The sequence below is a fragment of the Kitasatospora sp. NBC_01539 genome (genome assembly GCF_045040525.1).
Classification (GTDB): Bacteria; Actinomycetota; Actinomycetes; order Streptomycetales; family Streptomycetaceae; genus Kitasatospora.
Window position 1 is genome coordinate 2,793,073 of the sequence record NZ_CP109390.1, and the last position, 12,671, is coordinate 2,805,743.

The following is a 12,671-nucleotide window of genomic DNA, read 5'->3' on the forward strand; positions in this document are numbered from 1 at the left end:
GCCCCTGTCAGAGCGCGATGCGCACCTTGAGCGCGGAGCGGTCGTCCATGGCGCGGTAGCCGTCCGGCACGCCGTCGAGGCCCACGGTGCGGTCGAAGACGAGTCCGGGGTCGATGGCACCGGAGAGCACGTCGGGGAGCAGCTCGGGGATGTACGCGCGGGCCGGGGCGACCCCGCCGCGCAACGACACGTTCCGGCCGAACATCTGGCCGAGGTCGACGCCGGCGCTGCCGCCGTGCGGCACGCCGACGTAGCCGACCGCGCCGCCGTCGCGGGCGATCGAGATCGCGGTGCGCATCGACTCGGCGGTGCCGACGGCCTCCAGGACGGCGTGTGCGCCCTGACCGCCGGTCAGCTCCTTCACGGCCTCGACGGCGGCGTCGCCGCGCTCGGCGACCACGTCGGTGGCACCGAAGGCGCGGGCGATCGCGGTACGGGCCTCGTGCCGGCCCAGTGCGATGATCCGGCCGGCGCCGAGCCGCTGCGCGGCGAGCACGCCGCACAGGCCGACCGCGCCGTCGCCGACCACCGCGACGGTGGCACCGGGCCGCACGCCCGCGGCGACCGCCGCGTGGTGACCGGTGCTCATGACGTCCGAGAGCGCCAGCAGGCCGGGCAGCAGCTTCTCCTCGCCGGCCGTCTCGCGCGGCAGCTGCACGAGCGTGCCGTCGGCGTACGGCACGCGGACGGCCTCGCCCTGGCCGCCGTCCGAACCGACCTCGCCCCAGAAGCCGCCCTCGGGGCAGGAGGTGTGCAGGCCCTCGCGGCAGTGGTCGCAGGTGCCGTCCGACCAGACGAACGGCGCCACGACGAAGTCGCCCGGCCGGAAGCCGGTCACCTCGGGGCCGACCTCCTCCACGACGCCGAGGAACTCGTGGCCGATCCGCTGGCCCGCCGCCCGGGCCGCGACGCCGCGGTACGCCCACAGGTCGCTGCCGCAGATGCAGGCGTTGACCACCCGGACGATCGCGTCGGTGGGCTTGCGCAGCACCGGGTCGGGCACCTCCTCGATCCGGATGTCGTTGGGGCCGTGGATCACGGTGGCGCGCATGGGCTGTCCTTCGCGGGAGGGGGGTCTCGTCGGGGTGCTGACGACCGGGAGCAGGTCGAGAGGTTGTACGACTGCTCCGACGACCACTCTATTCCCGCACCGTGCGGGCCACCGCCCGCGGCGATCGGCCCTGGGCGGCGGCCGCCCGGCCTTAGAGTGGTGCACCATGCATGCGATCCAGTCCCCGTGGGACGGCCTGTCCGGGCCCACGCCGTTCCCGGCACCCCGCCCCGCCGCCGAGTCCGACGCCGGGTTCGCCGTCGTCGACGTCGAGACCACGGGGCTCGGCCGCTCCGACCGGGTCGTGTCGGTGGGTGTGTACCAGCTGGACGCGCAGGGCGAGGTGACCGGGCACTGGTACACGCTGGTCAACCCGGACCGCGACCCCGGGCCGGTCTGGATCCACGGCCTGACCCCGGCGATGCTCGCGGACGCGCCGTCCTTCCCGGAGATCGCCGGCGAGCTCGCGGAGAAGCTCCGCGGCCGGGTGATGGTGGCGCACAACGCGCTCTTCGACTGGAACATGCTCTCGCGGGAGTTCTCCCGGGCCGGTCTGAGCGCCCCTGTCGACCAGCGGCTCTGCACCATGGTGCTCTCCCGCGACCTGGGCCTGCCGCTGCCGAACGGCAAGCTGTCCTCGCTGGTCGCGCACTTCGGCGTGCAGCAGCGCCAGGCGCACAACGCGCTCGACGACGCCCGGGTGCTGGCCGAGGCGTTCCGGCCGAGCCTGCAGCTGGCCCGGCAGGTCGGCCTGGCGCTGCCGCTCACCACCTGCGTCGCGGTGACCGACCTCGGCGAGGGCGACCCGCCCGCGCCGGCCCGCGGCTCGTGGTCGCCCTCGTACCGTCCGAGCCGCAAGCGCCCCGCCTGCCCGTACCCGAACCCGGGGCGGTGGGCGGACGGCTCGCCGCTGGTGCAGGGCATGCGGGTGGCCATCACCGGCGACACCGCCACCGAGCGCGAGCTGCTGGAGGACCGCGCCGTCGAGGCCGGCCTGCACATCGCGACCTCGGTGAGCCGGCTCACCAGCCTGCTCGTCACCAACGAACCGGGCAGCTGGAGCGGCAAGGCCCGCAAGGCCCGGGAGCTCGGCACCCCGGTGGTCGGCGAGGACGCCTTCCTCCAGTTGCTCCGCGAGGTCGCACCCCACCCCGGTGTCCGGGCGGCGGACGTCTAGGGCGTAGCGTGCCGGGTGTGTACCGATTTCTGCTGTCCCGGCGTTGGGCGGTCATCACGCTCGTCGCGCTGCTGCTGATCCCCGCGATGATCCGGCTGGGATTCTGGCAGCTGCACCGGCACGAGGCGCGGGTGGCCCGCAACACGCTGATCGCCCACAACCTGAAGGCGTCGCCGGTCGCGTTCGACTCGCTCTCCGCGCCGGGTTTCACGGTGCCGGGCGACCTCACCTGGCGCAGGGTGACGGCGGTGGGCGCGTACGACACCGCGCACGAGTTCGTGATCCGCGGGCGCACCGAGCCGGGCGGCAGCAGCATCGGGTACTTCGTCGTGACGCCGCTGGTGCTGGCCGACGGCCGCGGCTCGGTGCTGGTGAACCGCGGCTGGGTGGAGTCCGGTGCCGACGCGACCAGCTACCCGGCGGTGGCCGCGCCGCCGGCCGGCCGGGTCACGGCGACCGGGTGGCTGCGGGCGGACGAGACCACGGCGAGCAGCGGCATCCGCGACCGCGGCGGCCTGCCGGACCGGCAGTTCAAGCTGATCGACAGCACCAGGCAGGCCGGGCTCACCGGGGCCACGGTGCTGGGCGGCTACCTGGAGCTGGCCTCCTCGGAGCCGGCCGCCGGCGACTCGCCGACCCTGCTCGCGGAGCCGAACCACTCCGACATCGGCCCGCACATGGCGTACGCCGTGCAGTGGTGGCTCTTCGCCGCCCTGGTGCCGGTCGGCCTGGTCGTGCTGGCCCGCCGCGAGGAGAAGGAACGGACCGCGGCGCTCGCGGCGGCGGCGCCCGTCGAGGAGCTCGCCGCGGCCTGACCGGCCGACGGGCAACGGGCCCGGCGCGGACGGGGGTTGACGGGGGTTGACGGCCTCAATGGTCTAGTCCAAAGTGTGGGGCGACCGCTCTTCCGGCACGCTCTCACCCCCACACGGAGCGACCCCATGACGCAGTACCGGTCCCTGCGCGCCCGCGGCCTCGCCGCGGCCGCCCCCCTGCTCCTCGCCGCCGGCGCGCTCGCGCTGCTGCCCGACCGCGCGGGCGCCGCCGCCGCCGAACTCCTCACCAACGGCGGCTTCGAGGCCGGCTCGCTCACCGGCTGGACCTGCTCCGGCACCTCGCAGGCCGACTCCGCCGCTCCGCACGGCGGCGGATGGGCCCTCGTCGCCACCCCGGGCGCCGGCGACCTCGCGCCGTGCTCGCAGACCGTCACCCTCCGGCCGGACACCGCCTACACGCTGACCGCGTGGGTGAAGGGCCCGTACGTCACGCTGGCCGCCTCCGGCTCCGCCGTCTCCGTCTCCACCTGGACGGGCGGCACCGCCTGGACCAGGCTCACCCGCACCTTCACCACCGGAGCGTCGGCCGGCCCGGTGACCGTCACGGTGAGCGGCTGGTACGGCTCGGGCGCCTACGCCGTGGACGACGTCTCACTGACCGGCGGCGATCCGGGCACGTCGGCGCCCACCCCCACCGCGACACCCACCCCGACACCCACACCCACCGCGACACCCACCCCGACACCCACCGCGAGCCCGACCGGCGGTTCCACCGTCGACGTGTCCACCGGCAAGGAGCTCCAGGCGGCGCTGACCGCCGCCGTGCCCGGCCGGACGATCCGGCTCGCCGACGGCACCTACACCGGCAACTTCAAGGCCACCACCCCGGGCACCGCCGCCGCGCGGATCACGGTCACCGGCTCGCCGAACGCCGTGCTCACCACCTCCACCGGCGGCGGCTACGGCCTGCACCTCGACGGGGCCGCGTACTGGACGGTGCACGGCGTCACCGTCACCGGCGCCCAGAAGGGGATCATGGTGGACGCGGCCGACCACGTCGAGCTGGACGCCGTCACCGTGCACCACACCACCATGGAGGGCGTGCACTTCCGCTCGTCGAGCAGCTACGGCGTGCTGCGCGGCTCGACCGTCCACGACACCGGCACGGCCCGCGACGGCAAGGGCGAGGGCGTGTACGTCGGCACCGCCAACACGCTGACCGACCGCAGCGACCACGTGCAGATCACCGGCAACACGATCGGCCCGAACATCGGCGGCGAGAACATCGACCTCAAGGAGGGCACGACCGGCGGCCTGGTGTCGGGCAACACCTTCGACGGCAACGGCCTCACCGGCGTGAACTACGACGACTCGTGGGTCGACGTGAAGGGCAACGACTACGTCGTCGAGCACAACACGGGCACCCGCACCACCAACGACGGCTACCAGACGCACAGCCAGTACGCGGGCTGGGGCTGCGGCACCGTCTTCCGGGCCAACCGCTCCGACCTGACCGGCGCGTCCGGCACCGGGCGCTACGCCTTCGACCTCACGAACTACGCGGCGGCCTCCTGCCCGGCCACGATCACCGCGGACAACACCGTGACCGGCGGTGACGGCCTGGCGAACCCGGGCGTGCCGGTGGGCTGACGCCGCCGGGGCCCGCACCCGACCGGGCCCTCCGGAGCCCCCCGGCGCCGTCGGACGGGACCGACCGCACACCCGGGCCGCCGACCGGGCAGGATGGCCCCATGGATCTCGGACTTCAGCAGAAGGTGTACGTCACGACCGGCGCGACCCGCGGCCTGGGCCTCGCCTCGGCCCGCGAGCTCGTCGCCGACGGCGCCCGGGTGGTCGTCAGCGGGCGGACGAAGGAGTCGGTCGAGGCGGCCGTCGCCGAACTCGGCGGCCCCGATCACGCCCACGGCGTGGTGGCCGACAACAGCGACCCGGCGACCGCGGCCGCCCTGGTCGAGGCGGCCCAGGAGCGGTTCGGCCGCCTCGACGGGGTGCTGATCAGCGTCGGCGGCCCGGCCGCCGGCCCGGTGCTCGGCGCGGGCGACGACGCCTGGCGGGGCGCCTTCGAGTCGGTGTTCCTCGGCGCGCTCCGGATCGCCCGGGTCGCCGCGGAGGCCCTCACCGAGGGCGGTGTGATCGGCTTCGTCCTGTCGGGGTCGGTCCGCGAGCCGATCTCCGGCCTCGGCATGTCGAACGGCCTGCGGCCCGGCCTCGCCATGGCCGCCAAGTCGCTCGCGGACGAGCTGGGCCCGCGCGGCATCCGCGTCGTGGGCCTGCTGCCCGCCCGGATCGACACCGACCGCGTCCGGGAGCTGGACGCGCTGAGCGGCGACGCGGCCGCCGCCCGCACCCGGGCGAGCGCGGCGATCCCGCTCGGCCGGTACGGCACCCCGGAGGAGTTCGGCAAGGTCGCCGCCTTCCTGCTCTCCCCCGCCGCCTCCTACCTCACCGGCGTGATGGTGCCGGTCGACGGCGGCGCCCTGCGCGGGCTCTGACGAACCGTCAGACCACCCGAGGGGGCTTCGGCCCGGCGCGCCTGCGCCGGGCCGACACCTTGAGCCGCAGCTCGGCCGGCAGGGCATCGAGCCCGAGGCTGCCGCGGGCGTTCTCCAGCGGCCCGGCGTCGAGCGCGTCCACGACCTCGCCCACCCCGCCGCCGGGCACGAGGCGCAGGGCAGCGCGCACCGACGGCCGGCGCGCCGTACCGGTCACGGTCACGGAGACCTTCTCGACGTCCGGCAGCGCGACGGCCTCGGTCTCGACGGCGTCCGCGAGTGCCCGGGTGCGCAGCCGCAGCGCCGTGCCGTCGCCGTCGGGCACCGGCACGGTGACGGTGCCCGGGCCGGTGCGGCGCAGTTGGGTGTAGAGCCACCAGAGGGCTCCGGCCACGACCAGGGCGGGCACGGCGATCGCCACCGGCCACCACCAGTCCCGGTCCGACCAGTGGTGGCGTTCGGCGTCGCTGAGCACCGGCTGGTAGGTCTCGGTGAGCGGCCAGCCGTGCGGCATCGTGACGTCGAGCCGGTTGTAGAGGTCGAGGCCGCCGGCGAGCACCGCCAGCCCGCCGACGAGCAGCGCGAGGCCGGTGACGGCCAGGATCGTCCGGTTGACGGCGGACCTGCTCATCGGGGCGCCTCCTGGGCGAGCCGCCGGTGCCCGTGCCGCCGGTCGTGCGGGTCCGCGGGGCGTGACAGCCGGTGGCGGACGTCCAGCCGGTACGGGCCGGCGAGGTGGACACGGGCCAGCTCCTCCCGCAACTCGCGCTGCACGAAGGCCGGTTCGGCGATGCCGGTGACGGTGGCGCGGGCCTTGCGGCGGCCCGCCTTGACGGTGCAGCGCTCCACCCCGGGCAGCTCGGCGGCGCGCGCCGCGATCAGGGCCTCGATCCCGGCCCGGTGGACGGCCGCGCCCGGTCGCCGCAGCGGCAGCCAGCCGCGCAGGCCCGGCGCGAACGCCAGCACCCAGAGGAGGACGCCGAGCACCACGGCCCCGCCCGCCACACCGAGCGCCCAGGGGTCGTCGACCCGGCGGTCCGCCAGGTCCCGGGTGACGTCCGTCCGCCACTGCGAGCCCGTGTGGCCGGTGCGGACGGCCACGGCGTCGTACAGCAGCGCACCGGCGAGTACGAGCAGGCAGGTGACGACCGTCGCGGTCGCGACGGTCCGGGCCGCCCGGGGCCGCCGGGGCGGGCCGGGCGGCGCGGTCGGCCGCGGCCGGTCGTCCTCCGGCAGCGGGCCGGGCCCGTCCGCGGACTGCGCTCCGGGGTCCGGCAGCGGGCCGGGCCCGGAGCGGGTCGCGGGGTCGGGCCGCGGGTCGGGGTCCGGCAGCGGGTCCGGACCGGGCCCCGGGGGCGGCGGGCCGCTCACCGCAGGGCCGCCGGTGCGAGCCGTTCGACGAGCACGGAGACCTCCACCACCGGGGTGCCGGTGAGCGCCACGACCTGGTCGGCCGCCGCGTGGCGGGCCTTGCGGGAGAGCTCGGCGAGGTCCGCGGGGTAGGGAAGCTCCAGGTGCAGGGTGATCCGCACGGTGCCGCCGACCACCAGCACGGTCGCCCTGGGCGGCGCACCCCGGGCGGCGCGCTCCGCCCAGGTCTCCGCGAGCGCCTGCCGGACGGCCTGTTCGGCGAGTCGGGCGTAGACCCGGTCGGCCATCCGCAGGCGGCCCCGCCGGGGCCGGGCGGTGGTAGCGGCGGTCGCCATCAGTGACGCCGGTCCCGGCCTCGCAGGAGATCGCCCAGGTCGCCGAGGTCGAGGTCGCCCTCCAGCAGGCGGCCGACGACGAATCCGACCGCCCCCAGCACGGCGACGAGCAGGAAGGCGGCGAAACCGCCGAAGTACCCGGCGAATCCCAGGGCCATGCCGGCCAGCAGGCCGACCAGGGCCAGGCTCATCCACTTCTCCTCGCGTTGCGGCGACAGGTGCTGCGACAGATACGGCGACAGGTACGGCGGTGTGCGGCGGCGGCCCCCGGGTCGGGGGCCGCCGTGGTGCGCTACTGGACGCGGCCCTTGCGGGGCTCCTCCTCGTCCTCCTCGTCGGGCTCGTCGGGCAGGTGGACGTCGTTGACGGAGATGTTGACCTCGACGACCTCCAGCCCGGTCATCCGCTCGACGGCGTGGATGATGTTCTCCCGCACCTCGGAGGCGAGTTTCGGGATGACCACGCCGTACTCCACGACGAGGGCGATGTCGATGGCGGTCTGGCGCTCGCCGACCTCGGCCTTGATGCCGCGGCCGACACCGGCCTTGGATCCGGGCACACGGTCGCGCATGGCGCCGAAGGTACGGGAGAAGCCGGAGCCGAGGGCGTGGATGCCCGAGACCTCACGGGCTGCCATTCCGGCGATCTTCTCGACGACGCCGACGGCGAGCGCGGTGCGGCCGCGTTCGGACGCGTCGGTGGCGGCGTCGGGCGCGTGGGCGGACTTCTGCAGGTCGGCGGGGGTCGGGGTCTGCGGCATGGCGGGGTCTCCTGTGGTTGCGTCTCCAGCTATATCGCAAATCAGCTCAACTCTGACATTCCGCCACACAAGCCGCGCGCCGGAGCCGTCACTCCCGGAGCGGGCCCGCCCCCGGGGCCACCCCGGCCGGAACGCACGAGGGCCCGGACCACCACGTGGTCCGGGCCTCGCGCAGGCGCAGGCGCAGGCGCAGGCGGACGCTCAGTCGCCGATGCCGGCGAGGTCGCGCATCCGGCGGTGCTGCGCGGCCCGCTCGGCCGCACGCTGCTCGTCGTACGTGCGGTCGGCGGCGCCCTGCAGCAACGCCTTGGTCTCGATGACGGCGTTGCGCGGGGCGGCGAGCAGGGCGGAGGCGAGGTCGCGGGCGGCCTCCTCCAGCTCGGCGGCGGGCACGGCGAGGTTGGCCAGACCGATGGCCGCGGCCTCCTCCGCGCCGACCCACCGGCCGGTCGCGCAGATCTCCAGCGCCCGCGCGTAGCCGACCAGTGCGGTGAGCGGCTTGGTGCCGCCCAGGTCGGGGACGAGGCCGAGGACGGTCTCCTTCATGGCGAACTGCACGTCGTCGGCGACCACCCGGAGGTCACAGCCGAGCGCGAGCTGGAAGCCCGCCCCCACGGCGTGGCCCTGCACGGCGGCGATCGTGACGACGTCGGGGCGGCGCCACCAGGTGAAGGCCTCCTGGTAGCCGGCGATGGCGGCGTCCGTCCCGGCGTCCGGGGCCGCGGCGAGCTCGGGGAAGGTGCGTTCGCCGGGGATGCCCTCGGGCGTGAACATCCGGCGGTCCAGACCGGCCGAGAAGGAGACGCCCTCGGCGCGCAGCAGGACGACCCGCACGGTGCCGGGCAGGGTGGAGCCGATCGCGGTGAGCGCGCGCCACAGGGCGGGGCTCTGGGCGTTGCGGCGCTCCGGGTTACACAGCGTCACCACGGCGAGTTCGCCGTCGACGTCGAGGCGGACGCCGGTCTTCTCCCAGTCCTGCGGGTCGGTGCCGACGGCGGGAGCGGTCATGAGGGTACCTCCAGTGCGGAACAGCGGGGCTACTGGAGAGTAACAAAACCGGGTGCGGCCGAAAAGAGCCGCCCGGAAACGGCGAACGGCGGCCCGGGAATCCCGGCCGCCGTACCGTCCTTCGCCGTCGGCCGCGTCGCGTACCGTGCGGTCCGGCGCAGCTGCTCCGCCCCGGACCGCCGCGCACTCGCCGCTCCGGGGCTGCCCGCCCGGCGCGGAGCCGAATTGTCTGATGAACCGTCAGGAACCCGCTGCAGCAGTCGCCTTGTTCTTGCCGCGCGTCGCACCGCCACGACCCCGGAGGATCACTCCGGACTCGCTGAGCATGCGGTGCACGAAGCCGTAGGAACGACCGGTCTCCTCCGCCAGCGCACGAATGCTCGCCCCGGAGTCGTATTTCTTCTTGAGATCGGCCGCGAGCTTCTCACGCGCGGCACCTGTTACCCGGCTGCCCTTTTTCAGAGTCTCGGCCACCCGTGCCTCCTCGTAGCTGTGCTCGGTCAGATTCCCATGATCACCCATTGCCGGTCTCCTGGCCACCCATTCGACAAGGTCGATACCGGGAAAGCGCAGTCTGCCGGTGGTGTCCGGGCGGCACAAGGGCGCTCACCCTCGGTGCACGCGCCCCCGGGGTCGGCCGTCGCGCCGGGTGAATGGGCTGATCAGAACGGACGGCCCCACCGCGCAGAGGCGGTGGGGCCGTCGTCAACAGAACCAGGGGGACCGGAATTCCCGGACACGCCCGTGGACCGGTCTTTCTACGACAGAAAGCTGACCCTGCGTCTACCCGCCGGTCAGGCCAGCGAGACGAGGTCGACGTAGGCCGGGCTCCAGAGGTCCTCGACGCCGTCCGGCAGCAGGATGATCCGCTCCGGCTGGAGCGCGTCGACGGCTCCCTCGTCGTGGGTGACGAGCACGACCGCGCCGCTGAAGGAGCGCAGCGCCCCGAGGATCTCCTCGCGGCTGGCCGGGTCGAGGTTGTTGGTGGGCTCGTCGAGCAGCAGCACGTTGGCACTGGACACGACCAGCGTGGCCAGGGCCAGACGGGTCTTCTCGCCGCCGGAGAGCACACCGGCCGGCTTGTCGACGTCGTCGCCGGAGAAGAGGAACGATCCGAGGATCTTGCGGATCTGCACCAGGTCGGTGTCGGGCGCGGAGGACCGCATGTTCTCCAGCACCGTGCGCTCCGGGTCGAGCGTCTCGTGCTCCTGCGCGTAGTAGCCGACCTTCAGGCCGTGGCCGGGGATGACCTCGCCGGTGTCCGGCTTCTCCACGCCCGCCAGCATCCGCAGCAGGGTGGTCTTGCCGGCGCCGTTGAGGCCCAGCACGACCACCTTCGAGCCGCGGTCGATCGCCAGGTCGACGTCGGTGAAGATCTCCAGCGAGCCGTACGACTTGGAGAGGCCGGCCGCGGTCATCGGCGTCTTGCCGCAGGGAGCCGGGTCGGGGAAGCGCAGCTTGGCGACCTTGTCGGAGACCCGGGCCTGCTCCAGGCCGGAGAGCAGCTTCTCGGCGCGGCGCGCCATGTTCTGCGCGGCCACCGTCTTCGTCGCCTTGGCGCGCATCTTGTCGGCCTGCGCGTTGAGGGTCGCGGCCTTCTTCTCCGCGTTGGCGCGCTCGCGCTTGCGGCGCTTCTCGTCGTCCTCGCGCTGCTGCTGGTACTGCCGCCAGCCCATGTTGTAGATGTCGATCGCGGCGCGGTTGGCGTCCAGGTAGAACACCTTGTTGACGACCGTGTCGACGAGCTCGACATCGTGGGAGATCACGATGAAGCCGCCCTTGTAGGTCTTCAGGAAGTCGCGCAGCCAGACGATCGAGTCGGCGTCGAGGTGGTTGGTCGGCTCGTCGAGCAGCAGGATGTCGGCGTCGGAGAAGAGGATCCGGGCGAGCTCGACCCGGCGGCGCTGACCGCCCGACAGGGTGTGCAGCTGCTGGCCGAGGATGCGGTCGGGCAGGCCGAGCGCGGCCGCGATGGTGGCGGCCTCGGCCTCGGCGGCGTACCCGCCCTTGGTGAGGAACTCGGTCTCCAGGCTGGAGTACCGCTTCATCGCCTTCTCGCGGGTGGCGCCCTTGCCGGTGGCCATCCGCTCCTCGTTCTCGCGCATCTTCCTGAGCACGGTGTCGAGGCCGCGGGCGGAGAGGATGCGGTCGCGGGCCAGCACGTCGAGGTCGCCGGTGCGCGGGTCCTGCGGCAGGTAGCCGACCTCGCCCGACGTCGTCACGGTGCCGCCGGCGGGCAGGCCCTCGCCGGCCAGCACCTTGGTGAGGGTGGTCTTGCCGGCGCCGTTGCGCCCGACCAGACCGATGCGGTCGCCGGGGGCGACACGGAAGGAGGCGGACTCGATCAGGACGCGGGCGCCGGCGCGCAGCTCCAGGGCGTTCGCGGAAATCACGGCTGGGTCTCTCCAGGGACGGGGGCGGGGCACGGCGGCCGGGCATGGTGCAGGCGGGGGCGGGGATGCAGGCGTGAAGCCGGGGCGGCGGAACTTCGCGAGTCCGCCGGCCGGCGCCTATTGCCCGGGGAACACAGCCATACGGCCCAGTCTACCGGGCGCCCGGGGGTTGCCTCCGGGCGTGCGTCCGCCGGCCGCGCTCAGGCCGCCGGACAGCCCTCCACCGGGGGGACGGCGGCGAACGGCAGCTGGGCACCGGAGCACAGCGTCTCGGGCGCACCGCGGCGGGTGTCGTACACGCGGCTGCCGAGGACGGGCCCGTCCTCCACGACGACCCGGTGGCCGTCGAGCCGGCGCAGCTCGGCCAGCGGGCCGGCGTTCAGCTGCCAGCCCCGGCCGGACAGCCGGAAGCCGTTGACGCCGCCGGGCAGCAGCTTGGCCGTGGTGCCCCCGGACGGGCAGGCCCGCGGCACCAGCACCGCGTCGTCGGTGTGCACCGCGCGCAGCGGGTCGTACGAGCAGCCCTGCGGCGGGCGGGAGTTGAAGCGGAGGTCACCGTCGCGGTCGCGGAAGCCCATGGTGAGGGACGGGGTGACCACGGCCACCCACGGCTCGTCCTCCACCGCGGTCTGCAGGGCGGCGGCGGCCCGCTGCGTGGCCGTGGCCCGCTCCTGCTCCTCGGTGCGCTCGTCCGCCCCGGGCTCGCCCTCGGCGTGCAGCCAGTCGGCCAGGCCCGGCACCGCCCGGTGCCAGCGCACCTGGTGGTCGCTCGGGCGGACGGAGGTGACCAGGCCGTCGTCCCAGACGACGACGGCGCTCTCCCCCGCCATCGCCAGGTGCAGCGCGGTGGCACCCTCCCGGCGGTACGACCAGGCGTGGCCGCCGGTGACCCGGTCGTACGCCTCCAGGCCGGGGCCGACCTTCAGGTCCAGCGAGCCGGTGGTCAGCGCCTGGGCGCCGACGGGGCCGGCGACCGCCGCGCCGGGCTCCGCGACGACCCGGTCGCCGAAGGGCACCGGTCGGTTCGCGTGCGCGGCGGCACCGGCTCCGAGCACCAGCAGTACGGCCAGCGCGGGGAGCACGGAGCGGCGGGTCAGGCTTCGCAGCGGCTTCCAGGACACGGGCGGAGCGTACCCGCCGTACGCGTGTACGTCAGCCGGAATACGGGCCGCCCGGGGACGTGCGCTTCGTCACGCCGCAGCCGCGCACGGGTCCGCCCACCTGCGGTGTCGGAGGGCCGGTCACGGGGCAGGCGGCTACGGTGGCCGGGCGGCGGCCGGGACGGAC

Annotated in this window: 14 protein-coding genes and 1 pseudogene; 5 read left to right on the forward strand and 10 right to left on the reverse strand. The window is 74.8% G+C overall.

All coding sequences use genetic code 11. The features are described from left to right. Positions 1-7 precede the first annotated feature (7 nt). Entirely contained in the window at positions 8-1,051 is a 1,044-nt protein-coding gene (locus tag OG335_RS11980; RefSeq protein ID WP_405011072.1) for a zinc-dependent alcohol dehydrogenase family protein, read from the reverse strand. A gap of 166 nt (positions 1,052-1,217) precedes the next feature. Here OG335_RS11980 and OG335_RS11985 point away from each other — a divergent pair, with 166 nt between their 5' ends. From OG335_RS11985 to OG335_RS12005, 5 genes and pseudogenes are all read left to right on the forward strand, one after another. Next, a complete protein-coding gene (locus OG335_RS11985; RefSeq protein WP_405011073.1) occupies positions 1,218-2,228 on the forward strand; it encodes a DEDDh family exonuclease in 1,011 nt (336 codons plus the stop codon). 17 nt (positions 2,229-2,245) lie between these two features. Beyond that, complete coding sequence (locus tag OG335_RS11990; protein WP_405011074.1) at positions 2,246-3,043, forward strand: SURF1 family protein; 798 nt, start codon at positions 2,246-2,248, stop codon at positions 3,041-3,043. A 126-nt stretch (positions 3,044-3,169) separates the two neighbouring features. Continuing rightward, positions 3,170-3,604: pseudogene (locus OG335_RS11995) on the forward strand (carbohydrate binding domain-containing protein); the annotation flags it as partial. A gap of 54 nt (positions 3,605-3,658) precedes the next feature. Then, on the forward strand, positions 3,659-4,654 hold the full coding sequence (locus tag OG335_RS12000; RefSeq protein WP_405015368.1) for a right-handed parallel beta-helix repeat-containing protein: 996 nt from the start codon (positions 3,659-3,661) through the stop codon (positions 4,652-4,654). A 101-nt stretch (positions 4,655-4,755) separates the two neighbouring features. Continuing rightward, positions 4,756-5,517 carry an SDR family oxidoreductase gene (locus tag OG335_RS12005; protein ID WP_405011075.1) on the forward strand — a complete coding sequence of 254 codons (762 nt, stop codon included), beginning with the start codon at positions 4,756-4,758 and terminating at the stop codon, positions 5,515-5,517. Positions 5,518-5,524: 7 nt separating this feature from the next. Here OG335_RS12005 and OG335_RS12010 read toward each other — a convergent pair whose 3' ends face one another. From OG335_RS12010 to OG335_RS12050, 9 genes are all read right to left on the reverse strand, one after another. After that, the gene (locus OG335_RS12010) at positions 5,525-6,148 is read right to left on the reverse strand and encodes an alkaline shock response membrane anchor protein AmaP (RefSeq protein WP_405011076.1); all 624 of its coding nucleotides are present in this window, start codon (positions 6,146-6,148) and stop codon (positions 5,525-5,527) included. Continuing rightward, positions 6,145-6,888, reverse strand: coding sequence for a DUF6286 domain-containing protein (locus OG335_RS12015; RefSeq protein ID WP_405011077.1), 744 nt, complete (start codon positions 6,886-6,888; stop codon positions 6,145-6,147). The genes OG335_RS12010 and OG335_RS12015 overlap by 4 nt, the downstream gene beginning before the upstream one ends. Beyond that, positions 6,885-7,223 carry a hypothetical protein gene (locus tag OG335_RS12020; RefSeq protein WP_405011078.1) on the reverse strand — a complete coding sequence of 113 codons (339 nt, stop codon included), beginning with the start codon at positions 7,221-7,223 and terminating at the stop codon, positions 6,885-6,887. Before OG335_RS12020 ends, OG335_RS12015 begins: the two co-directional genes overlap by 4 nt. Further along, complete coding sequence (locus OG335_RS12025; protein WP_405011079.1) at positions 7,223-7,414, reverse strand: hypothetical protein; 192 nt, start codon at positions 7,412-7,414, stop codon at positions 7,223-7,225. The genes OG335_RS12020 and OG335_RS12025 overlap by 1 nt, the downstream gene beginning before the upstream one ends. Before the next feature lie 101 nt (positions 7,415-7,515). Then, a complete protein-coding gene (locus tag OG335_RS12030) occupies positions 7,516-7,983 on the reverse strand; it encodes an Asp23/Gls24 family envelope stress response protein (RefSeq protein ID WP_405011080.1) in 468 nt (155 codons plus the stop codon). Between the two features lie 201 nt (positions 7,984-8,184). After that, positions 8,185-8,991, reverse strand: a complete 807-nt coding sequence (locus OG335_RS12035) for an enoyl-CoA hydratase/isomerase family protein (protein WP_405011081.1) — start codon at positions 8,989-8,991, stop codon at positions 8,185-8,187. A gap of 240 nt (positions 8,992-9,231) precedes the next feature. After that, positions 9,232-9,465 (reverse strand): helix-turn-helix domain-containing protein, encoded by a 234-nt coding sequence (locus tag OG335_RS12040; protein WP_030285640.1) that lies wholly within the window; start codon positions 9,463-9,465, stop codon positions 9,232-9,234. A 320-nt stretch (positions 9,466-9,785) separates the two neighbouring features. After that, positions 9,786-11,384, reverse strand: coding sequence for an ABC-F family ATP-binding cassette domain-containing protein (locus tag OG335_RS12045; RefSeq protein ID WP_405011082.1), 1,599 nt, complete (start codon positions 11,382-11,384; stop codon positions 9,786-9,788). Between the two features lie 200 nt (positions 11,385-11,584). Continuing rightward, the gene (locus tag OG335_RS12050) at positions 11,585-12,505 is read right to left on the reverse strand and encodes a hypothetical protein (protein ID WP_405011083.1); all 921 of its coding nucleotides are present in this window, start codon (positions 12,503-12,505) and stop codon (positions 11,585-11,587) included. Positions 12,506-12,671 lie beyond the last annotated feature (166 nt).